The 23,161-nt window shown below is 54.8% G+C and carries 19 protein-coding genes; 13 read left to right on the forward strand and 6 right to left on the reverse strand.

Going from position 1 to position 23,161, the window contains the following annotated elements; all coding sequences use genetic code 11:
• Positions 1-385: 385 nt before the first annotated feature.
• Positions 386-1,879: a GH25 family lysozyme gene (locus tag ABD982_RS02750; protein WP_345444432.1), complete on the forward strand. Its 1,494-nt coding sequence runs from the start codon at positions 386-388 to the stop codon at positions 1,877-1,879.
• 263 nt (positions 1,880-2,142) lie between these two features.
• On the opposite strand, the gene ABD982_RS02755 is transcribed toward ABD982_RS02750, so the two are convergent.
• Genes ABD982_RS02755 through ABD982_RS02765 form a run of 3 tightly spaced genes read right to left on the reverse strand, consistent with a single transcriptional unit; the run spans position 2,143 to position 6,476 of the window.
• The gene (locus tag ABD982_RS02755; RefSeq protein ID WP_345444434.1) at positions 2,143-3,864 is read right to left on the reverse strand and encodes a glycoside hydrolase family 13 protein; all 1,722 of its coding nucleotides are present in this window, start codon (positions 3,862-3,864) and stop codon (positions 2,143-2,145) included.
• Positions 3,864-5,609, reverse strand: a complete 1,746-nt coding sequence (locus tag ABD982_RS02760; RefSeq protein ID WP_345444436.1) for a glycoside hydrolase family 13 protein — start codon at positions 5,607-5,609, stop codon at positions 3,864-3,866. The genes ABD982_RS02755 and ABD982_RS02760 overlap by 1 nt, the downstream gene beginning before the upstream one ends.
• A gap of 27 nt (positions 5,610-5,636) precedes the next feature.
• A complete protein-coding gene (locus tag ABD982_RS02765; RefSeq protein ID WP_345444438.1) occupies positions 5,637-6,476 on the reverse strand; it encodes an endonuclease/exonuclease/phosphatase family protein in 840 nt (279 codons plus the stop codon).
• A 282-nt stretch (positions 6,477-6,758) separates the two neighbouring features.
• Here ABD982_RS02765 and ABD982_RS02770 point away from each other — a divergent pair, with 282 nt between their 5' ends.
• The 5 genes from ABD982_RS02770 (at position 6,759) to ABD982_RS02790 (ending at position 13,972) form a co-directional block, all read left to right on the forward strand.
• Positions 6,759-8,396, forward strand: a complete 1,638-nt coding sequence (locus ABD982_RS02770) for an alpha-glucoside-specific PTS transporter subunit IIBC (RefSeq protein WP_345444441.1) — start codon at positions 6,759-6,761, stop codon at positions 8,394-8,396.
• A 103-nt stretch (positions 8,397-8,499) separates the two neighbouring features.
• Entirely contained in the window at positions 8,500-9,255 is a 756-nt protein-coding gene (locus tag ABD982_RS02775) for a MurR/RpiR family transcriptional regulator (RefSeq protein ID WP_345444444.1), read from the forward strand.
• Between the two features lie 4 nt (positions 9,256-9,259).
• On the forward strand, positions 9,260-9,718 hold the full coding sequence (locus ABD982_RS02780) for a cell shape determination protein CcmA (RefSeq protein ID WP_251379192.1): 459 nt from the start codon (positions 9,260-9,262) through the stop codon (positions 9,716-9,718).
• A 102-nt stretch (positions 9,719-9,820) separates the two neighbouring features.
• Positions 9,821-13,744, forward strand: a complete 3,924-nt coding sequence (locus ABD982_RS02785) for a DEAD/DEAH box helicase (protein ID WP_345444448.1) — start codon at positions 9,821-9,823, stop codon at positions 13,742-13,744.
• A complete protein-coding gene (locus ABD982_RS02790; RefSeq protein ID WP_345444451.1) occupies positions 13,745-13,972 on the forward strand; it encodes a hypothetical protein in 228 nt (75 codons plus the stop codon).
• 39 nt (positions 13,973-14,011) lie between these two features.
• Here ABD982_RS02790 and ABD982_RS02795 read toward each other — a convergent pair whose 3' ends face one another.
• Positions 14,012-14,194, reverse strand: coding sequence for an FmdB family zinc ribbon protein (locus tag ABD982_RS02795; RefSeq protein ID WP_251379189.1), 183 nt, complete (start codon positions 14,192-14,194; stop codon positions 14,012-14,014).
• Between the two features lie 41 nt (positions 14,195-14,235).
• On the reverse strand, positions 14,236-14,874 hold the full coding sequence (locus ABD982_RS02800) for a 5-formyltetrahydrofolate cyclo-ligase (RefSeq protein WP_345444456.1): 639 nt from the start codon (positions 14,872-14,874) through the stop codon (positions 14,236-14,238).
• 106 nt (positions 14,875-14,980) lie between these two features.
• Between ABD982_RS02800 and galU the strand changes: the two genes are divergently transcribed.
• From galU to ABD982_RS02825, 5 genes are all read left to right on the forward strand, one after another.
• On the forward strand, positions 14,981-15,886 hold the full coding sequence (galU, locus tag ABD982_RS02805; RefSeq protein WP_251379187.1) for a UTP--glucose-1-phosphate uridylyltransferase GalU: 906 nt from the start codon (positions 14,981-14,983) through the stop codon (positions 15,884-15,886).
• A gap of 147 nt (positions 15,887-16,033) precedes the next feature.
• Positions 16,034-16,903 (forward strand): hypothetical protein, encoded by an 870-nt coding sequence (locus ABD982_RS02810; RefSeq protein ID WP_345444460.1) that lies wholly within the window; start codon positions 16,034-16,036, stop codon positions 16,901-16,903.
• A 131-nt stretch (positions 16,904-17,034) separates the two neighbouring features.
• Complete coding sequence (locus ABD982_RS02815) at positions 17,035-18,639, forward strand: CYTH and CHAD domain-containing protein (protein ID WP_345444462.1); 1,605 nt, start codon at positions 17,035-17,037, stop codon at positions 18,637-18,639.
• A gap of 308 nt (positions 18,640-18,947) precedes the next feature.
• Positions 18,948-19,433: a DedA family protein gene (locus ABD982_RS02820; RefSeq protein WP_345444465.1), complete on the forward strand. Its 486-nt coding sequence runs from the start codon at positions 18,948-18,950 to the stop codon at positions 19,431-19,433.
• The gene (locus ABD982_RS02825) at positions 19,430-20,329 is read left to right on the forward strand and encodes a LysR family substrate-binding domain-containing protein (protein ID WP_345444468.1); all 900 of its coding nucleotides are present in this window, start codon (positions 19,430-19,432) and stop codon (positions 20,327-20,329) included. Before ABD982_RS02820 ends, ABD982_RS02825 begins: the two co-directional genes overlap by 4 nt.
• A gap of 84 nt (positions 20,330-20,413) precedes the next feature.
• Here the strand turns inward: ABD982_RS02825 and ABD982_RS02830 are convergent, their stop codons facing one another.
• Positions 20,414-21,427, reverse strand: a complete 1,014-nt coding sequence (locus ABD982_RS02830) for a mechanosensitive ion channel family protein (protein ID WP_345444471.1) — start codon at positions 21,425-21,427, stop codon at positions 20,414-20,416.
• Between the two features lie 92 nt (positions 21,428-21,519).
• On the opposite strand from ABD982_RS02830, the gene ABD982_RS02835 reads away from it, so the two are divergent.
• Complete coding sequence (locus tag ABD982_RS02835; RefSeq protein WP_345444474.1) at positions 21,520-21,996, forward strand: NUDIX hydrolase; 477 nt, start codon at positions 21,520-21,522, stop codon at positions 21,994-21,996.
• Positions 21,997-22,021: 25 nt separating this feature from the next.
• Positions 22,022-23,158: a glycine betaine ABC transporter substrate-binding protein gene (locus ABD982_RS02840; protein ID WP_345444477.1), complete on the forward strand. Its 1,137-nt coding sequence runs from the start codon at positions 22,022-22,024 to the stop codon at positions 23,156-23,158.
• Positions 23,159-23,161: the final 3 nt, after the last annotated feature.

Here is a 23,161-nt window from a genome sequence, read left to right on the forward strand (position 1 = left end):
AGCGGCGAGTCGTTAGAGCTGTGAGCGCAGCGAACTCGTTGTCCGCCCCCAGGCGGAATAGAAAATCAGATTATTCGGCGAGCATAGCGAAGCGGCGAGTCGTTAGAGCTGTGAGCGCAGCGAACTCGTTGTCCGCCCCCAGGCGGAATAGAAAATCAGATTATTCGGCGAGCATAGCGAAGCGGCGAGTCGTTAGAGCTGTGAGCGCAGCGAACTCGTTGAGGAGACAACGGGCCGTCACGCCTCTGAGGCGTGGCGGCCCTTTTTTGTGAATTTTTTGGTCAGGTAGTGACAAATAAACCTGCGTGCGGTTAGGTTTAATGTGTTGTGTTGTCCCCCCTTTGATGGACACAGCGTTCTTTCCCCCACGATAAGGCTGATTTTCATGCTTGTACCATCCCTTTTGAGGCGTGGAGTGCGCCCTGCTGTCGCCCTGCTGGCTCTAGCGTCGGCGTCCTATCTTGTCCCGGCACATGCCGTGCCTGCTGAGCTTTCGGATGTGGGCATGGAGTCCCGTTCGATCCAACAGAAAGAAACCCCTTTGCCGGTAACCGGTGGGGATAATCCAGGTGCTCAGATGGGGCATGTTTTCAAGAACGCTGAGCAGGAAGGAGCTGGTGTGGAGCAAAACGGCTTGGTGGACGCGGTTCAGAGCGATCTTCCGCCAGCACCAGGAGTGCTGGGTATGGATGTCTCAGGTTGGCAGCCCAACGTTAACTGGGTCAACGAGTATGCTAAGGGTGCGCGTTTTGCCTACGTTAAGGCGAGCGAGGGTAGCTACTACACTTCTGATGATTTTTCCTCCCAGTATCTTGGTGCGGATAGGGTGGGGATGCTCCGCGGGGCTTATCACTTCGCCATTCCGTCCCTGACCAGCGGTGCTGAGCAGGCTCGATTCTTCATTGCGAACGGTGGTGGGTGGAGCCCAGATGGTAGAACGTTGCCTGGCCTGCTCGACATTGAATATAACCCCTATCCGCAACTGGGTAATATGTGCTTCAACATGTCCCCGGCGCAGATGAACCGATGGATTACTGATTTCACAGAAACTTACCGTGGTATTACCGGCCGTTACCCGGCTATCTACACCACTACTCACTGGTGGCGAAACTGTACGGGTAATACAGAGGCCTTCAATTTCATGCCCTTGCATTTGGCAAGCTATTCACACCAGCCTGGAGCTATGCCGAATGGCTGGGTTGAACAAGACATCTGGCAGTATTCTGATGCTGGCCCTTTTGCCGGAGATTCCAATATTTTCAATGGCACGATGAGCGATTTACGGGGGTTCGCGGCTAATGCTAACTACCGCCCCGTGGGTAGCACCAGACCCTTGGTGACCGGTAAAGATTTCATTGATGTGCCACCGCATCATGCCTTTTACGGTGAAGTGAACTGGCTGTCTTCTAACGGTATTTCTAGGGGCTGGGAAGACGGTACATACCGCCCGACGACCTCGATCACACGCGAGGCCATGGCGGCCTTCATGTACCGTATGGCTGGTGAACCTAACTACTCTCCACCTGCTAGATCACGTTTTTCTGATGTTCCTACGAGTCATCATTTCTACAAGGAAATTAGCTGGTTAGCTGACCAGGGGATTACGAGAGGTTGGGATGACGGCACTTTCCGGCCTGACGAGTCTATTAGTCGTGAGGCCATGGCTGCTTTCTTTTACCGTCTAGCGGGTGAGCCGGCTGTTGTAGGGGCTTCCCCTTTCCTCGATGTTCGGCGTGGCGATACCTTCAATCGCGAAATTACCTGGCTGGCATCTACCGGTATTACCAGGGGCTGGGACGATGGTACCTTCCGCCCCCAGACGCCCGTTACCCGGGAGGCGATGGCAGCCTTCATGTATCGCTTTACCTACAGATCCTAATAATTACTAACTACCCAGAATGCAGAAGGCTTCCAAGAAGGTAAAGGTTCTCTGTGATTTGCTGGTTTTGGTGGGGCCAGCTCGGGCTAGGCTGTAGGCAACCCGCGTTAGTGAGTAGCCCTTCTTGACCTGAGGAAAAGTCTAACGACGATAAATGTCCTCCCGCCGCACTGCTTTTTTCAGCAGATACAAGAAAACCCCTGCAGGTCTTCAATGCCGAAGATTAACAGGGGTTTTCGTAGTTGTAGGGGTGCAAGACGCCGCTAGTTGGCTAGGCGATAGACCTTAGCTTCGTAGGGGCGCAGGGTGGTTCCCGCATCATCTGTGTAGTTAGAGATGACCGGTGAAAGGCCCTCTCCGAGACCAAAATCTCGGGTTAGCTCCTGATCGGTAAAGTTGGCAATCACTAGAAGCTTCTCACCCTCGCCAATGCGCTCGTAGGCGTAGACCTGGGCATCATCTTCACCCAGGGGTAGAAAATCACCATAGACCATGAGATGTTGCAGTTCACCGCGGCGCAAACCAATCAGCTGACGGTAGAAGTTCCACAGCGAGTCCTCACGACTTACCGCCTCAGCAACGTTAATCTCGGTGAAGTTGGGATTTATCCCAATCCAGGGCTGCACCCCAGCGTCCGTGAAACCGCCGTTGTCGCTGGCGTCCCACTGCACCGGCGTCCTGGCATTATCACGGCCCTTGGCATAAATCAGCTCCATAGCCTGCTCGTGAGTCAGGGTGCCGTACTGGCGCACCATACTCTCGTACATGTTGAGGGAATCAAGGTCCTTGTAGTCATCGATAGCGTCAAACTGCACGTTGGTCATGCCGAACTCTTCACCCTGGTAAATGTAGGGGGTGCCCTGCATAAAGTGAAGTACGGTTGCCAGCATCTTGCCCGAAAGCTCCCGATACTCTGGTGAATCATTGCCGAAGCGGCTGATAGTGCGCGGCTGGTCGTGATTATTCCAGTAAAGAGAGCCCCAGGCCTTACCTGATAGCTTGGTCTGCCACTCATTCAAAATGGTTTTGAGTTCAACCAGGTCAACAGGCTTTCGGGACCACTTACCCATGCTGGCACCGGGATCAGAATCCACCGTCATATGCTCAAAGTGGAAGATCATGTGCAGCTCATCTGACGTGAAACCTGAGAACTGGATAGCTTCTTCCGGGAGAGTGGCGCTCATCTCGCCCACGGTCATTACATCATATTTAGCGAAGGTCTCAGCGTTGAGCTCATGCATCCACTCGTGCACCCGGGTCCCGTTTTCGATGACGAAAGGAATTGAAGAGGTCTGCTTGCCGGGGACTACAGCAGGGTCATCGGGCAACCCTTCAGGTTTGGAGATGATGTTGATGGCATCTAGGCGGAAGCCGTCCACACCCTTATCCAGCCAGAAGGTGACAATATCGAAGATTTCCTGACGAACCTTGGGGTTTTCCCAGTTAAGATCGGGTTGCTTCTTGCTAAACATGTGAAGGTACCACTGGTCAGTATGCTCGTCATACGCCCAGGCGGGGCCGCTGAACTCAGAAACCCAGTTATTGGGGGGTAGGGGGTTGCCTGCCTCATCGTGACCTGAAGAATCACGCCAGATGTAGTAGTCGCGGTAGTCATTATCCCGGCTGGCACGGGAAGCCTCGAACCAGGCGTGCTCATCCGAGGAGTGGTTGACCACCAGATCCATCAGAATCTTAATTCCCAGACTGTGGGCGGTTTCCAGCATCGTATCGAAATCAGCCATGGTGCCGAACTCTGGCATAATCGCCCGGTAGTCCGAGATGTCATAGCCCATATCGTCATTGGGCGACGCAAAGACCGGAGACAGCCAAATGACGTTAATGCCCAGCTCCGCTAGGTAGGGAAGCTTCTCGGTAATACCGGGGATATCACCCAGACCGTCGCCGTCGGAGTCCTTAAAGGAGCGCGGCCAAATCTGGTAGACCACCGCTTCCTTCCACCACTGCTTACCTGAATGATCTGCCATTAGTTTTCTTCCTTCTGAGTGTAGAGGTAGACCTTTGCCTCGTAAGGGCGCAGAGTTTCACCTTCGTCATCGGTGTAGTTGCTGGTCAATAGTGTCTGCTCGCCGTCCGGCTGTACGTAGGAGCGCTCGATCTGCTGGTCAGTAAAGTTAGCGATGACGAGCAGGGTCTGGTCTGCGCTACTGCCGTTGCCCTCGCGCAGGTAGGCATAAACCTGCTCATCTTCAGCGTCTAACAGACGGTAGGTTCCGTTGATCATCACAGGGTTTGCGTGGCGCAGCTTGATGAGCTCCTGGTAGTGGTAGAAGACCGAATCTTCATCTGCCAGGGCTTCTTCAGCGTTGATTTCTGTGTAACGCGGATTGAGCTTGAGCCAGGGTTCACCTGCGGTGAAACCGGCGTTCTTTTCTGCGCTCCATTGCACGGGAGTGCGAGCATTGTCTCGGCCTGAAGCGGAAATGTAGCGCAGCATGTCCTCATGCGACACAGTACCTGAGCTCACCAGCTTGGCATAGGAATCGTGAATTTCGATGTCGTTGTAGTCTTTGATGTCATCAAAGAATACGTTGGTCATACCCAACTCTTCGCCCTGGTAGATGTAGGGGGTGCCCTGCATGAAGTGCAGAACGGTGCCTAGCATCTTGGCGGAGCGGACGCGGTGCTCGGGGGCGTCGTTGCCAAAACGGGAGACAGCACGGGGCTGATCGTGGTTGTTCCAGTACAGTGCATTCCACGCCTTGCCTGAGAGATCATCCTGCCACTTGGAGAGAATGCGCTTGAGGTCAACCAGCTTAAAGCGGGTGTCATTCCACTTACCCAGTTTGGCGTCCGGGTTGGCATCCACACCCATATGCTCGAACTGGAAGAGGGTTTGCAGTTCACCGCGGTCAAAGCCGGTGTAGAGCAGGCCGTCTGCGGTGGTGACGTGCGGGGTTTCGCCAACGGTGATGACGGGGTAGTGAGCCAGCACCTGCTCGTGCATTTCGTGCAGGAACTCGTGGACGCGAGGGCCGTTGGCTGCCATGCCCAGCGAGTCGGTCTTGGCGCCAGCTGCTACAGCGGGGTCGTCGGGGTAGGCAGGGTCTTTAGAAATCAGGTTGATGACATCCATACGGAAGCCATCGACACCCTTATCCAGCCAGAATCGCATGAGTTCGTAAACCTCTTCACGCAGGACAGGGTTCTCCCAGTTGAGATCGGGCTGCTTGACCGAGAAGAGGTGCAGGTAGAACTGCTCGGTAATCGGTTCCCATTCCCAGGCGGAGGGGGAGAAGGCTGCTACCCAGTTGTTGGGAGGGATGGGGGAGCCGTCTTCGGTGAAACCGGCGGCGTCCTTCCAAATATAGTAGTCGCGGTACTTGTTATCGCGGCTGGTCTTAGCCTGCTGGAACCATTCGTGCTCGTCAGAGGAATGGTTAACAACCAGGTCCATCATGATTTTGATGCCGGCGCCGTGGGCGGTTTCTAGCAGGGTGTCGAAGTCTTCCATGGTGCCGAATTCGTGCATGATGTCCCGGTAGTCCGAGATGTCATAGCCGTTATCGTCGTTGGGTGACTTGTAGATGGGGGAGAGCCAGATGACGTCTACGCCCAGCTTAGCCAGGTAGGGGATTTTTTCGGTGATACCGGGTAGGTCTCCGATCCCGTCGCCGTTGCTGTCGTTAAAGCTGCGGGGGTAGATCTGGTAAACCACCGGCTCCTGCCACCACTGGGTTTCTGCTGTGGACTGGTCTAGTTGTTCGGTCACGGTGAGCTCCTAATCATGGGTGAGGTGTTAGAGGTTGATATCGAGGTAGAGGCCTGAGTGGTCAGAAATCGCCACTGTCGGATCGTTGTCGGGGAAGATGACGCTGTGCTCAGCTACGTTTAGGTCGGTTGAGCTAAAGACGAAGTCAATGCGTTGCTGGGCCGCAACCAGGGCATCCCACCCCGCGATAGGTTTGTGCACGGTTGCCTCACCGGTGACTTTTTGGGCGGTCGTAAAAGTATCAATCCAGCCCATAGAGGTTATCAGGTCATAACCCTCGCCACGTACCTCTGCGGGGCTGTTGAAGTCACCTGCCAGCAAGATGGGGGCACCGCAGGCAAGCTGGTGGATCTGGGCATCAAGCTGCCTGAACTCCTTCTCAAAGTAGCGCACACCTTCCCGCTGCCACCAGGACATGTGGGTGGATACCACCCAGACGCCCTGATGCTCTTCTCCCAGCTGCACTGCAAGGGCAACGCGGCGTGGCACGTCGGTGTAGCTGTAGGACGGCGCGAGGTTGACCATCTCGATACGGGCGACAGGCCTTTTGGCGAGTACCGCAACCCCTTCGTCGTAGCGGTCGAAACCGATGTGTGCTTCAGCCCATCCCCAGTAGTAGCTGTGGCCGGTGAGTTCTGCAATGAACTGGTTGAGGATCAGGGCGAAGTTGTCCTGCCGTATCGGTTGTTCGTTGCCGCCGAGGAAACGCTGTGGTTCTCCAGCGAGTGGGGAGTGCCTAAACTGGTTGACTTCTTGTAGAGCAACAACATCTACAGATTCAGAGACGATGAAGTGAGCTAACTCGTAAATCTTGGGAATTTGGTGAATCTCTAGCCAGCTGTGCACGTTCAGCGTCAGGAGTTTCATAAATGGTCTCACCTTAAAGTCAGAATAAGAGGGTAGGTTACCTACCATCATATAAACAGGTGTTCCCTCGCCGTGAGCAAAGAATGCTTGAAGGGGAGGGGAACTTTTACCCGCTGCTGTAAAAGGTTCCAATCTCTGAAATTAATACCAAGTGTGAGTTGTGCCTCTCAAAAGATGTCAAACGCTGGTTATATTAGGTTTTGAGTTATTACACGGGCGCTAGCCACACACCCTCGCAAGAGTCAGACGCAGCGCCTCACAACATGAAAGGGATCTCTACCGATGATGGAGAAGATTCAGAGGTTCGGCTCGGCGATGCTCGCCCCCGTCCTCATCTTTGCTTTTGCCGGTCTTGCCGTTGGTATCGCGATCATCTGCAAGAACGAGCAACTCCTGGGCAGCATTGCTGCTGAGGGTACCGGCTGGTACAACTTCTGGTCTGTTTGGGAATCAGGCGCTTGGACCGTCTTTAACCAAATGGAACTGCTCTTCGTGCTGGGTCTGCCCATTGCACTGGCAAAGACCGCTCAGGCGCGCGCTGTGCTTGAAGCCGGTATGGTCTACCTGACCTTCAGCTACTTCGTTGGCGCCATCCTTAGCATCTGGGGCTCAAACTTCGGTGTGAACTTTGATGTTGACCTTTCAGAAGGTGCTGCCGGTACCGGTCTGAAGATGATTGCAGGTATCAAGACCCTTGACACAGGTATCTTCGGTGCCATCATCATCTCAGCCATTGTGGTATGGCTGCACAACCGTTACTTCGGTACCAAGCTGCCCGACTTCCTGGGCATCTTCCAGGGCACCCAGTTTGTTTACGCCCTCGGCTTCTTCCTGATGATGCCCGTCGCTCTTCTCTTCTGCCTGGTATGGCCTCCTATCCAGACCGGTATTGAGTCCATGCAGGGCTTCTTCATGGGCTCCGGCGTCTTCGGCGTATGGCTCTACACCTTCCTCGAGCGCATCCTGATCCCCACCGGTCTGCACCACTTCATCTACACTCCCTTCGTCTTTGGTCCCGCTGTGGTTCCGGATGGCATCACCAAGTACTGGGTTGCTAACTTGGACACCTTTGCAGCTAGCCAGACCCCCGTCAAGGAACTCTTCCCCGGTGGTGGCTTCGCTCTGCACGGTAACTCAAAGGTCTTCGGTCCCATCGGTATCGCAGCTGCTTTTTACACCACCGCACGCAAGGAAAAGCGCAAGGAAACCCTTGCTCTGCTGATTCCTGTCTGTCTCACCGCAATCCTGATTGGTATCACCGAGCCTCTCGAATTCACCTTCCTCTTCCTGGCACCCCCGCTGTTCGCAGTTCACGCAGTTCTGGCCGCTACCATGGCAGCTACCATGTACGGCTTCGGCGTTGTCGGTAACATGGGCGGCGGTCTGATTGACTTCCTCTTCCAGAACTGGATCCCCATGTGGCCCAACCACTCCGGTATGGTTCTGACCCAGATTGCTATCGGTTTGTGCTTCACCCTGATCTACTTCGTGGTCTTCCGCTTCCTCATCCTCAAATTCAACTTCAACACTCCTGGTCGCGAAGTTGAAGGCGAAGAGACCAAGCTGTACACCAAGGCTGAATACAAGGAAGCCAAGAAGGCTGGAACCCTGAACAAAGACGGCTCCCTAGCAGCAGCACCCGCAGCAGCTACCGCAACCTACAACGATCCTTACTCGCAGCGTGCGACTGAGTTCCTGGCCCACCTCGGTGGCGCTGAGAACATCACCAGCGTGAACAACTGCGCAACCCGTCTTCGTGTCTCAGTTGCAGATCCTTCACTGGTAGGCACCGAAGCTGACTTCAAGTCCTCCGGAGCTCTAGGCCTGGTCAACAAGGGTAAGGCTCTGCAGGTCATCGTTGGTATGGACGTCCCCCAGGTTCGCGATAAGTTCGAAGATCTGGTCAACGAGGGCAAGTAACCCCGCTCTGGCGCTAGCTAGGTAGCTGAACGCCAAAAGGGCTCCTGAGCTTCAACACATGTACGCTAGAGATAGCAAGCGAGTGAGAAGACAGGAGCCCTTTGTGGATTTACAAGAATTAGTTAACAAGCATCACAACCGGCTGAGTGAAACTGAACGCGAAATCCTCGCGTTCATGCTCAATAACGAGCAGTTTGTTGCTGACTCAACGATTAGCGTACTGGCTCATAAAACTTTCACTTCGACCTCCAGTATCATTCGCTTGACCAAAAAACTGGGGTTTAGTGGTTTCGCCGAGCTTAAGTTCTTTGTCAAGAGTTCTTTGAGTTCAACCTATGAACCTAACGCTGATTTCCTTAAAAGCGGGCGCGAGGACATCCTTAAAACCTATGAGGGGCTGCAGAGCGCAGACTTTGACGCGGTCTCTCAAATGTTATACCGAGCCCGCACCATATACTGCTACGGCACCGGCTTCGCTCAGCGCAATGCTATCTCTGAGTTTTCTAAATCAATGCTGGCCTGCGGAAAATTCACTCACGTGATTCCCGCCAGTAGTGAATTTAGGGGTAGCACCGGCGTCATCACCCCCGAGGACCTCATGATTATTGTGTCTCTATCCGGTGAAACTGCAAGCGCTCTTGATACGGTCAAAACCCTGGCAGCACGCAAAATTCCCATCATTGCCATTACTGCACCGGGGGTCAACACCATCTCCTCGGCAGCAGATATCTCTCTGCACTATATAGCCACCCCCACCGTGACCAAGTTTCACCGAGACCCCTTCCATTCTTTTGTGGCGCTTTCCGTGCTCCTTGACTACACGGTGCGCCAGTATATTCAGTTTCTCGAAAGTAATTAACCCGATGAACGCTATCCTCTATGCCCTGCGCGATCTCAACAAGATGCGCACCTTCCTCTACTGGTACTGGCTCATTAGCCCCTTTGTCTTCTTCTTTTACCAGTATTCTGCGTCCTCTATTAGCGGGGCAGGTTTGCAGGAGATGCTAAATCAACCAGAAATTGCCCTTACCTTCTTGGGGGCATGCATGTCTCTGATTATGGCGGGGCTACTCAAGGGTGCTGAAAGTGAAAACGAAGTGACCGAGAAAACCTTCGGTATCTTCGCCGTGGCCCAGCAACTCTTGGTGGGCAACATCCTTGGTTTTTTGCTCAGCTTCTTCTATGCGAGAGTGCTGTGGGACGCCGGGGGAGAACCTTTCGCGCCGCGTCTGCGCTGGGTACTACTGGGCGGTATGACGCTGATCGGTTTGCTCAGCCTTCTCACGGTGGTTGGAAATATCAATATGGCCCTGAACCGCTAAGCAGCCGGCGCCACTGGTTACCGGGCCCGGTTACTGTGCAGGGCACCTAGCAACTATCATGGTAAACAAAGCAGAAGACGCGTTGAAAGCTAGAGAATCTCAGTGAACGAGCCGCAGGCACCCTCCACCATCCCAGCTGATCAGGCAACCCAGCAGATTTCCCCCTGGTCTCATGGTCCGGTTGCAGCCGAACAGCCCCAAGAGGTCGCTCCTCACCTTTTAGATCATCCACACAGCTCAGATGACGACGTCGAGGTACGTGCTGGGCTTGAAGCGTGGGCTGAGCAGATGGAAATCTATACCGGGCCCGATGCCATGCTGGACTTCAACGAAGTTGACTACGTCCATATTGACCTGACCGACGCCAACTCATCCGGTGTCGCCCAGATGTTCATGGGGCGCAAAACCCGCCTCTCCACAATTCTGCGGGATAAAGAAAAACGCGAAGCTGGAATGGTAGCTGCCCGGGCACTGCGCACTAAAATCTTTGAGCTCAGTGTGGAGCACGGCCTGGATGCTGGGTATTTTGTGGCCGGCACAGCGTCCTGGCTCTCCCACGATGTGCGTGAAGATGGCATGGTGTCCGAAAAACGTTTTATCGCTCCTATTCTCATGGCGCCTCTGTCAATCACTCCGCACCCCAACGGTGATGACTTTGAGGTCAAATTAAACGGCCCGGCTCAACTTAACCCGGCTATGGTGCGCCAGATTAAAAAAGAGTACGGTGTAGATTTGGGCACCATGGATGTAGCGCAACTGGCCAACTCCATGCGGAAGCTTGATCCTGAGCCTGTGATCGAACGGATGCGTATCAGCACCGCTGGAGTGCCGGGTATGACAATCCGGTCCATCTACTTCATTTCTACCTTCGCTGACCTTAAAGAAAGCACGGGCGAGCTACCTGCAACTGCGCATACAGATCTGGTGAGAGAGGTAGCGCGGCTCAAACTGAACCCTCTAGAAAAACCTTTTGTCGCGCCCATTCAGAACACACGTGAACCGGTCGATACGCGTGATTTGAGCAGTGACCTGCTCATTTTCGATGCGGACTCAGCCCAGCAGGAGGTCATTGACCTGGCATACCTGGGGCACTCTTTCACCGTAACCTGCGCACCGGGCACAGATCAGTTGCGCACCGCTATCAACGTGGCAGCTTCGTTGATGAACGAGGGTAAATCAGTGCTGATGGTGGGCGAAAAGCGTTCGACCCTGGCTGATGTGAGGGAGCTAGTTGAGCAAGCTGGGCTTGATGAGCTCTGCTTTGACGTACTCTCTGAAAAAGACGACGAAGCCAACCGCAACGAGTTTATTCAGGCGGTGATCCGCAACGAAAACAGTGCCGTGCCTAACCTCAGCAAAACCTTCACTGAGCTAGAAGAAACCCGGGCTAAACTAAGGGACCACACCCAGTCTCTACGGTTTACCGAGTCCCGTTGGGGCTGCTCTGTCTATGAGACACTGCAAACCCTAGCCGCGCTCACCGCCCAGCACCCGGCTCCTTCAACCCACGTCCGTTTGGACCGCTCCACCATGGACGCCCTAACGCAGCGCAGCGCCACGGCACAGAAGTTACAGCGTCTTGCGCAGCTGGGTGGTTTTGACCCGTCAACTCGCACATCAGCCTGGCACCGCGCCAAGCTGGTCAACACTGATGAGACTGCTGCCGCCCATGAGCTCGCTCAGAACCTGAGCGAATCTTTAGCGAGCCTGCGCGCTAAAATGCGTTTAATGGCCGATGAAGCGGGCATCCAAGAGGGTGCCACCATGGAGCAATGGCATGCTCAGCTCGACCTCTTTGAACGTATCGCAGATACCCTGACCCGTTTCCGCCCCGATATTTTTGACCGTCCCGTGACCGACCTCATCGCAGCAACAGCCACCGGCTCGTGGCGGCGTGAACACGGCGTTGATATGTCGAGTATGCAACGTTCCCGCCTGCGTAAGGTTGCCAAAGAATACATCCTCCCCGGTGTCAGTATTGGAGATGTCCACGAGCAATTGTTTGTGGTCCAGAGCCAGCGCGAGGAATGGATGCGCTGGGTAACCGACCAGCGAGTGCCCACCGTCCCCAACAATCTAGGGGAGCTTCAGGCCGCCTACCTACGCCTTCAAGAAGAATTTGTCGGGCTAGCGATCGTTCTCGAAGATTCGCCTCAGGGCACGGACTTCAACAAGACTGAGCTTAGCGTTTTAGAGAACCGTCTTGCGGCTCTCATCAATGAAGAGAAACTGCTACACACCCTGCCCGAACGGGTGGATCTTCTCACCGAGCTTCAAGAAGCAGGGCTCACCGAGCTGCTCAGAGACATCTATGAGCGTCAAGTGCCAGGAGATGCACTGGCTGCCGAACTCGAATTAGCCTGGTGGCAGACAGCCCTTGAAATGATGCTTCAGTCGCACGAGATTGAGATTCTTGATGGCACGACTCTGCGAGAGCTCGAAACGACCTTCCGCCGCGCCGACTACTCCTTCGTAGCATCGGGCAGCGCCAGGCTGCACTCCAACCTGGCTAAGCTATGGAAGCAGCGTATTGAGAGCGACGAACACGGGGCAGCCTACCTGCGCAGTCAATTACGCAGTCACCGGTTTGAGCTGATGCAACTGCTGGAACAAGCCGGAGCTATGGCGACCAGCCTGCTACCTCTCTGGCTGACCAGCCCCTTTGCACTATCTCGCAGCGTCCCCACCACCATGCGGTTTGACGCAGTCATTCTCTTAGACGCTGAATCAACTCCTTTGGCTGCCAACCTGCCCGCTCTCACTCGTGCTGAACAGGTCATAGCGCTCGGTGACCCGCGCAGCGGTTTCCCTACTCCCTTCATGGTCTCAGCGGTGACCCGTAACCTTCCAGCACCCAAACAGCAGAGCATGGTGAGCACCTTTGATGCGCTCTCTCAAACCTTGCCCTCCCGATCGCTGGCTATGGTCAACAAAGCCCTTGACCATGCTCTCTTCACCTACCTCAATGAGCATTTCTATGAAAATAAGCTCATCAGCTACCCCTGGGGCGAAGATATTACCGATGGCGCCCAAGCCCTCACCGTTGAGGTAGTGAAAACCGAGGGTAAAATCTCGGATAACGCCAACCTCGATTCACCCAGCCCAGAAGTTCAACGAGCTGCAGAGCTAGTGATTGAGCACGCCTACCGCACCCCTCAACAAAGCCTGGCGGTAGTGACAGCTACCCCGCGCCATGCCCAACGAATCGCTGCAGCGGTGCGGAACCTACTGATTCAGTACCCCCAGTTCGCGAGTTTTTTTGCTCCCGGAGAAGAACCTTTCAGAGTTGTTGATCTCGCCCGAGCTGTAGATATAGAACGGGACGTCATTATTTTTGCTCTCGGTGCTGGCAAGACTTCCCGCGGAGCATCCCACCATTTTGGCGCCCTCTCAGAACGCGGCGGGCGTCAAAAATTTGTGCTCGCCCTGACCAGAGCTAGGCACCTTACCCGCATGCTGACCTGCCTAACCCCCGAAGACCTGGACCCCCAGCGCCTTGAGCAGGGAGCCTTCGATATCTACCGCCTGTTACTGGCCTATCGTAAAGACAGGGATGCAAAGGCAGCGCAAGCACTCACCGCACCCATTACCGATAAACTACCGGTCAACGAATTCTTACGACACGATGACCTCGATGCCATCGACATGGGGGACTGGCTACTGAGCGACCTCGTGCGCAGGCTAGGTGCCCAGGGCGTTACACTCCACGAAGTGGACAATAATGTGATGTCCTTAGTGCTGACCGCCGATAACGAGTCCCTGGTGGCTGGAGCGGTTGCTAGCCCCCGCGCTCGCAAACAGAACGGGGAGGTGACCAGGCGCCGGGTTCCCCTCGCCGTCATCTCAGATGGCACCGACGCCTATGCAAAGATGAGCGTCCGCGAACGAACCCGATTACTGCCCGAGCTACTTGCTCGCACCGGCTGGAACCATATGACCGGTTGGACCATAGAAGTCTTTACCAACCCAGAGGCAGTAGTTAAGCGTATGAGCCGCTACGTGGGTGTAGAACACGAGGGCAAATAGATGGTTACGCCGGATCACACAGAAGCTGGCAGCGACCGCTACTCAGCTACACCCCGCCGCAGGCGTGGTAACCGGCGTGCTACCGGTGGTTCATCCTTCACCGGTGCGGAGCCCAAAATAGTCGGCTTAGCCCCCACTAACGCTCAGGGCGAGGAGAGTAACTCTAAGGATGAGCGAGATGCCTGGCTTAAAGAGCAACGCCCCCCGCACTACCAGAATCGGGTCTGAAGCTGGTGGGCAGGGGGCGCGAATCGAGTTTTCTACACCCTATTTTCCCTTGTCATTGGCGTAGAAACCTGAGCCTTTAAAAACTACACCCACCTGACCGAACTTCTTGCGAAGGGTTTCCTGCTTGCATTTAGGGCAGGTACGAAGGGCATCTTCAGCGAAGGACTGATGCTGTTCAAAAACATGGTCACAGTTTTTGCATTGATAAACGTAAACGGGCACGGGTGCTCCTTGCAATGGTGGTGTCTGTATCAATCAAAGAGTTATTCTACCGGCTCACTGAAGCCAACTTTCCCTAAGCGGTGAACCCCGCTTTCAGTGAGGACGTAGCTTAGGCGGGCGTCCCAATGGTCCGCTGGAACCTGGGTGAGAATTTCGCGTTCAAAGGCTACGCCCACCGTGGAGCGGCTACGGGTGCGGTGGTCCAGCTCTTCTAAGAGACGGTCGTAGTAGCCCCCGCCTTGACCCAGACGCCTGCCGGTCACGTCATAGGCGAGAGCTGGGACGAGACGTAAGTCTGCTTCAAGAAAAGCGGAGGAGGTCAGCTCCTCACCCAAGGGCTCTTCTATGCCCAAAGCATTAGTAGACGTAGCTGCACCCGGCGTCCACCGCACCCACGATAGCTGGTGATGGGGGAGGATTCTGGGGACCAGAATGGTGTGGCCACGCGCGATAAGTTGCCCCAGAGCTTTTTTGATGGGGGGTTCTGATACTAACGGCAAGAAAGCCGCAATGGTGAGGTGAGAAGAAGAACCTACCTCATTCTCTATTGCTCGGGTGAAACCCTGAAGTGTCTCCTGCGAAGCAGGGAATCTCTGACGCATCCTTCGTATATGAAACCTTAGAAGTTGCTTATTCTGTGCCGTCTCTTCTGAGAGGTTTGTGGTTTGTATAGGGGACATTGTCCGGTCTTAACCTTTCTATACTGTAAACACTTCAGCCATAAATTTACAGACTGCGCCCGATTACACGAACTATTGTTTGACATTGTTAGGTATTCTGAACGGTATGACTGAAGAAAAATCATTCACCGTAACCAAAGCAGTAATTCCTGCTGCTGGTCTCGGTACTCGTTTCCTTCCCGCTACCAAGGCTACTCCCAAAGAAATGTTGCCTGTGGTTGACCGTCCCGCTATCCAGTATGTTGTTGAGGAAGCTGTTCGCGCAGGCCTCGATGACGTTCTGATGATTACCGGTCGCAACAAGCGTGCTCTTGAGGACCATTTTGATCGCGTGCCCGGTCTTGAGCAGCAACTCTCAGATCAGGGTAAGGACGCCCTGTTGAAGAGCGTCGAGGATTCAAACGATTTGGGCGAAATTCATTACGTTCGACAGGGCGATCCCAAAGGGCTAGGTCACGCTGTTCTGCGCGCTAAGGTGCACGTAGGCAAGGAGCCTTTCGCCGTGCTTCTGGGTGATGACCTCATCGACGAGAAAGAAGATCTCCTATCCACCATGGTAGCTGTGCAACAGAAGACTGGTGGGTCTGTCGTAGCTTTGATGGAGGTTCCTGAGGAGCAGATTTCAGCGTACGGTTGTGCAGCTGTTGAAGAGGTGGCCGGTGAAGACGGTTTCGTTAAGGTAACCGGTCTTGTAGAGAAGCCTGCTCGTGAAGAGGCTCCTTCAAACCTGGCAATTATCGGGCGCTACGTCCTCTCACCCAAGGTCTTCGAAGTACTGGAAAAAACCGAGCCTGGCCGTGGAGACGAAATTCAGCTGACCGATGCTCTGCAGACCCTGGCTCAGGGGCAGGGTGAGGGTGAAGGCGTCTATGGTGTCGTCTTTAAGGGCCGCCGTTTTGACACCGGTGACAAGCTCTCCTATTTAAAGGCTAACGTTATTTTGGCTGCTGAGAATGATGACCTTGGCGCAGATTTGCGCCAGTGGATTAAGGAATTTGCTGCTGAAATCTAAATTTCACTACAGCATATAGATAATGGTGCGTCTCCCTTTCTACAGAGGGTGAGAGGCACCATTTCTATATCTGGTACAAGAAATATTCCCCCATGTATCTGCGGTACAATAGGTCAGATAGATTTCAGCTATAGAGAGGGGCAAACCGTGGCACTTTTGAGTACTTCGGGTGTTATTGTCACTCTATGCATTCTTCTGGGTCTATATGTCATCACGAGCCGCAATTCTAAAGCTCAATCTCGAGCTCCGTTCGGTGCAGAAATCTATGCTGAAGACGTTTTAGAAGACGCCGTTCTGGAGGCCATTAAGCACCAGGATGCAGGCGGTAGCCTCCATCCCTCGGGGGAACCTGCGCCTGCCTCCTCCACCCCTATTGTCCCCTCGCCGCGAGTGCCGGTAGGCAAGCGCGGCCGTCTGGCTATATTTGGTGGGGCAGCTTTCTTATTTTTGAGTGCCTTAATAATGGCTCTCGTGGCAGCTTTTAGCTCGGTCAGTTGGTGGGTTCCCGTATCTTTGCTGGCGTTTTCAGCGTTGATGCTGGGGCTTCTCCGTTTTTGGGCTGTGCAAGATCGCAATAGGTCACGTAGCCTATCCGCTCTTCATCGTTCTGAAATCCACGGTGCGCGTGGGCCAGAGTCCACCCGCGATGTTTCAGTGGAACTTAAACATGCCCCGCTGGTTACTGAACGAAGCAGGCAAGCTCTCCCGGTTAACCACGCTGTAAAAGCTCTGCGGGCAGCGCGCACTCAGCATGTGCCACGCAGGGCACCCCTTGAGCCTCTGCCCCTAACGGCTTCGGGCGAGATGCCCACACGTTTGCGTCTGGATGACGAACTGCCCCATAGTGGCTGGCAGCCCGTAGAGGTACCGCGCCCCACCTATTTGGATGCCGAGGTAGTGCACGCGGTGACTCCTGGGCCACTCCAGCGTAACACTGCACCTAAGAGCCGTAGCAAGACTCTGGCTCAAGCAGCTAGCTTTGACCTCGACGATGTATTACGCCGGCGTCGTGCCTAAAACAATTCATTGTTCACTCAGCGCCCTGTCTCTTGGAAGAGAGCCGGGGCGCTGAGTACTCTTAAGGCGTATCATTCTTGCTTCTTGGCTTGATGAACATATCTACCTCCCACTGCGAAGGGTTATATCCTATGGTGTCCCACCATCTTGAGATTGAGCGTAAATACGAGATGCCAGAGGCTGGATCCCCCATACCTCAGCTGAGCTGGTCCATGAAGGAATTGGTGGCAGCCCCAACTGTCAGCGAACATCTGGATGCCACCTATTTCGATACCGAAACCCAGAGTCTGGGGCGCCATAAAATAGCTGTTCGCCGCCGTACCGGGGGATACGACCAGGGATGGCACATTAAATTCGACGCAGCGGGTGGGCGCCATGAAGTGGGCTTTGACCTCACGGACGATGCGCTAGGAGTGCCTGATACGGTGACCGATTTTGTTCGAGCTGCCATTCTCGATGAGACCCTTGTGCCGAGGGTTTCTTTGACGACCGACCGGAAGCGTACGGTTTTGTCTCTTGCAGGCACCGGGGATATTGCTGAGATTTGTGAAGACAGCGTGAGAGCGGTTGACTATTCCACAGGAATACAAAGAACCTGGTGTGAGTGGGAAGTTGAGCTGCTGGGGGCAGCTGAAGAGAGTGAAGAGCTGGCGCAAAAGGTCTTCTCAGAGGTAGAAACAGTGCTAACTGCTGCCGGAGCAGTACCTTCGCAATCAAGTGCAAAAATTGCTCGGGCGCTGGGGCAGGACGCTGATTTTGAACGCAGACTCAAGGGCGATAAAGCTGATCTCCAGCCATCTGCGCAAGCTCAACGGAAAAAACGTACGGGACGCGCGGGTGCTAAGTTCACCCTGCCCAGTTCTGCGCAGGTGCTCACCACCGTCCTCGCCCACCAAAGCCTAGCGCTGGTACAAGCTGATCTTCTGCTGAAAGCCGGTGTGCAAGACGCAACCCACCGCGGTCGTATTGCTGCCAGGCAGCTGCGTAGCACCATTAAATACATGGTGCGTCCTTACACTAAAAGCCTTGAGGTAGATGAGCACTTGGCTGAGCTTGCCCTCGAACTGAAGTATTATGCCGAGGTGTACGAGACCAACCGAAATGGTGAGCTGCTGGCTGACATGCTGGCTGAGCGGGGAACTCCTGCTGCCGGGGATCTCTCTCATCTGATGAGCCGCGCCCAAGAACAGATGCTGATGGGGACTCAAGAAGCTCTCACCTACAGTGCTTCAGCCCGCCGACTGGCGGTGCAGAGAGAACTAGGGGCACTGATTGCAGATGTGACGTTGAGCGCTGATCTGCCCCTTAATAGCGAAAACTATCTCAATAAGGTGGCTAAGCGTCTGCGTAAGGGCGTCTTGAAAACCTATGAAAGTCACCCTGGGGGAGAGGTCGGGGTTGAGGCCGATGCGTCCTGGCACGATATCCGAAAGGTGGTTAAGGCCGCGCGCTACACCCTAGAATCCTTCCAGGACGCTGGCTTACCCCTCACTGAGGACCAGATCAACATGCTGTCTATGGCCAAAGAGCTGCAGGGGCACCTGGGCCGTCTCACCGATGAGATGACCTTTACTGCTTGGCTTTCAGGCGACGTTCCGCAGGCTCAGGAGAGTGAGAAGCCTTCCTATCTCTACCTGCAGGGCTACAGTGATGGGCAGGCAGATTTGGTACGGGGCGAACTGCAAGAGAAAGTTCCCGCTGCGATGAAGGAACTGAAGCAGCTCGCCTTGAAGTAGCAAGCTACCCTGAAGACGTCATAAAGAGTAAGGCGGAGGTACCTGAGGTACCTCCGCCTTGCATCACACACAGGAAGAAGAAAAATCTTCGACACCTTCTAGCTGCGTTGCTTCCCACAAGCTCAGCAACTATTTGGTAATAAAAATATAACCTAATTAAGCAACCTTTGGCTAGCATTCTGAGCCACTAATTTTGGTGTGCCTGATTATTGACTAAGGATGACCTAATAATACTGGGATGGTACTCCTAAGGTGTCCTGTCTAACGTCTTGCCCTAGAGTCGTCCGCAAGCCGGTAAACTTGAGCAAATGAGAGAATGGCTAGACACCTTGCACTGGAGTGCCGCTATCGGCTTCTTCTGGGTCGTTGGTGTCATTCGCACATCCATTATCTATTCTTTGGGGAGACTAGCTGCTGCAGGCGGGCGTCACTCCCAGAAAATCGCACGTTTGATGCGACATCCGGTCTATGTGCAAGCTAGAAGTTTTGTAAACCGCTGGGGAGTCTTGGCCGTACCCGCCTGTTTTTTCACCGTAGGGTTTCAAACCGCTGTTATCATCACCACCGGCTTCACCCAAATGCCTCTTCTTCGCTGGATACCGGCCATGCTTCTCGGCACCCTTATCTGGGGCGTTATCTACGGGACGGTTGGTATGGCAGTAGTGTGGGCGTGGCTTGAAAACCCCCTCATTGCCGTTACCCTCATAGCCCTCCTGGGTGCAATCATCGTCCTCTATCGCCTCATCCAGCGGAAGCAAACTGCTGAAGCTCTCAAGAAAGTGGAAAAGCTGTGACTCTGAGCGAAGCTATCCTCAACCATCCACACCTCCTCATCGACGAGGAAACTGGCCGCTACGAGCGCGTGGGCAAAGTCCCTGGCCTCTGCATTGGTTTCGTGCCGGGAATTATGCCCGGCAAATGGTTCAACCGCTGGCAACAACGCTACAGCGCGATAGCCCCCCTTACCGAGGTTGCGCTGGCAGAAGCCCGCGGCTTAGATGCTCTAGACGCCTTCGCCGATATGGTTATCGTGCGCGCCGAAGATGAGCCAGAGGCCCGCGACAAGAAAAAGTACCACGCCATCGAGATTTACCGAGAGCAACTGGTCGTCCTGATGCCCAAGGATCATCTACTCACCGTCCTGGATGAAGTACCTCTTGCCGAGCTCTCCGAAGAATTCCTCCTACAAGCGCCTGATGAAGTACCCGAGTGGGCAGAAATCTCAGCAGACTACCGTGCAGCTAACCCCCGCCAGCTACCCCAGATGCGCAACCGTAAGGACGCCGTAGAGCTCGTAGCAGCCGGGGTTGGGCTGATGATTGTCCCTCTCTCAGTGGCCCGCTTTTACCACCGCAAAGACCTTACTTACCGCCCCCTCAAAGGCGCTGATGAACGCCCCGTCCTCCTCTGCTGGAAACGGCAACTACGCGAAGATGACCGCGAAGCTCTTCTGCAAGACTTCGTAGGCATCACCCGCGGACGCACCGCAGCCTCTAACCGCGGTAGCGACAGCAAAGAGGTAGCCCTTGAAAAACAGCGCCGCCAAAAAGAAGAAGCTAAACAAAAACGCCAAGCCGCCAACAAACGCCGCGAACTTGAAGACCGCAAAAAACGCAACGCCCGCAAAAACGGCAACCTACGCCAATACCAGACCCAAAAAGGCGGGGCGGCAGGCCGCAAGAAAAAGTAAGAAAGGGTGTGCAAGTCGGCTTAGCTCCAACTTTTGAGCTATTTCCAAGCCCGTACAAAAGGCCGGAACCAGTCAGCAGCTTAACTACTGTTGACTGTCTGCGGGAACAGTTTTCTTGGAAGGTGATGACTGCTCTTCGGTCAGAACCACGGACTGGTTGGTGTGCGGCATGCGGATACCGCGCGCGTCCATCGCCTTCTTGAGCTCTTCACGCAGTTTGCGCCCCACCGAGAACTGGGCAGCTGGAGCAGTTTTGACCAGCAGGCGAAGCGTCACGGATTCGCCGGTAATGGTCTGCACGCCCAGGTACTCGGGCTTACCGGTCACATTGCCCTTAATGCCGGGCTTTTGCAGAGCCTCAGAGGTAGCCTCAACCAGGAAATCTGCCATCTCGTCAATATCAGCATCGTAGGGGATGGGCAGGTCCACCACGGTGCGTGCCCAGCCTTGGGATGAGTTGCCTACCCTCAGAATTTCGCCGTTACGGACGTGCCAGAGGGTACCTTCTAGGTCGCGCACCTGAGTGGTTCGAAGGCCCACGGCCTCTACTTCACCGGAGGCTTCGCCTAAGTCCACCCAGTCTCCAATACCTAGTTGGTCCTCGGCGACAATAAAGATGCCGGACAAGAAATCCTTGACCAGAGACTGAGCGCCGAAGGACAGGGCAACACCCACCACACCGGCAGACGCAATCACCGGGGCGATATTGAAACCCAATTCAGCGATAATCATGACGATCATGACTGTCCAAATGACGATAGAAGCCACTGACCTCAGCACTGATCCGACGGTCTTCGCACGCTGGGACTGGCGGGCACTCGAGAGAGCGGTGTCGGTCTTCCACCTGTTGCCCTGCCTCTTTTTGGGGGAAGCCGCTACCACCCGTGACTGGGTGCCCCGGGCAATCGAACTGGTGACCTTACGGATAACTAGCCGCACCATGGCATGCAAAATCAGCCCAATCAGCACAATCATGATGATGCGCAAAGGGGCGCCCAACCAGAAATCAATGCTGGCTAGATGCAGAAGAAAATCACTTGCGTTCTGGGCGCCCTCACCTAAGGAAAGCGTCATTAATGAAATCAGTGAAATACTCATGACTCACGAGCTTAGTACCTTTCCCTGAAAAGATCGGCAAAGGTGAGTGCCTCTGGAAGCTACACTGGATGAGAAGGAAAGGAGCCTGCCCTATGCCACTTGTCATGGATACTAGACCTGCAGCCTATGCCGTGGTAATCCGCGATGAATGCCTACTTCTGTCCCGGTGGGTTCCTCACATTCCCGGTATGAAACCGGGCTGGACGCTGCCCGGTGGCGGCATGGACCCGGGTGAACAACCTTCAGATACTGCCGTCCGCGAGGTTTTTGAAGAAACTGGTTACATTATTGAACTGAAGCAACTGCTGGGAGTGCATGCTGGTTACTTCAAGCCGGAAAACGGTTCAACGCGGCCTTTTTGCGCCCTGCGCACCGTGTACCGAGCCGAGGTCACAGGGGGCGATTTGACCTACGAGGTGGGCGGTTCTACCGACCTAGCTGCCTGGGTGCCGCTCGGCGAACTTGATCAACACTTCTGCTACAGCGTCGTAGAAGAAGCCGCAAAGATGATGGGCTTTGAGACCCTGGAATCGATGGCAACCCACTACCGCGCAACTCACCAGCCTTAGAGACCTAGAGAAGAGAAGGCCACCCATGACAACCGCTTTTTTCACTACTCCCCGCCGCAAATCTCTAGCCACGACGCTGGCGCTCACCTGCCTCGCACTCACAAGTTGCGTTTCCGGCCCTTCCGAGCAAAGTGCTGAATATACCGCGACCCCCACCAGCGCCACTATCCGCATCGGAACCGGTATCACCCCAGAAACCCGCCACGCTGCCTACCTTTACGCAGCTGCCCTGGAACAGGCTGGCTACAGTGTCGAAGTAACAGAAACAGGTGCAACCCGAGAAGAGCTCTTCGGCTCCATGGGAATCGATACCACCTCACTTGCTACCGCCGACCCCAGCGCCACCGAACCAGCAGAGGGCCGCATTCACCTCACCCCTGATCTCTCCGGTGACCTGCTGCTCTACCTCACTGATGACGGCAAAATCAGCCCCACCGAACTCGAAGAGAGTCGAGAAAGCGCCCGCAGTACCCCTAGCGAATCACCGACTAGCGCCAGCCCCCAACCAACCGACACTTCGGTGGGGCCCACCCCCTCCGCCTCACCCAGCCCCACTGCCCCGCCCCTCAACATCCGGGGGCTGAGCGGTAGCGACATCATCAGCTACGTGCAAAAATCACTGCCCGAAACGGTCGAGATGCTCGATTCATCGGCTGCCACCAACCGCTACGGTTACGCCATCACCTCAGCGACCGCCCAAAAATACGGCATCAGAAACATGGGGGATTTAGGAGAGCACTGCAAGGAGCTAGCCTTCACCGTGCAGTCCACCTTCACCAGTAACCCCGCCGGCGCCGCATCCTTGGACACCTACTACGGTTGCACACCCGGTAAAACCATAGAAAACGACGATCGAAGCTCACGCACCTGGCAACTTATCACTGCCCAAGCTCAGGTCGCCTACCTCTACAGCACCAACTCAGACATTAAACGCAACAACCTCACCCTGCTCGACGACCCCCAGGGCACTCAGCTTGCCCAAAACATCATCCCACTTACCCGAGCCGGCGAAATACCAAAAGAAGCCCAAAACATCGTCAACAGAGTCTCCGCTCAACTCGACACCCCCTCACTCGAGCGCCTCGAAACCCTCACCACCGGTGAAAACCCCATTTCAGAAACAGACGCCGCAAATTTCTGGCTCGAGAGCGTAAAGGAGTAATCT

Source organism: Rothia endophytica (genome assembly GCF_039543885.1).
GTDB classification, from domain to species: domain Bacteria; phylum Actinomycetota; class Actinomycetes; order Actinomycetales; family Micrococcaceae; genus Rothia; species Rothia endophytica.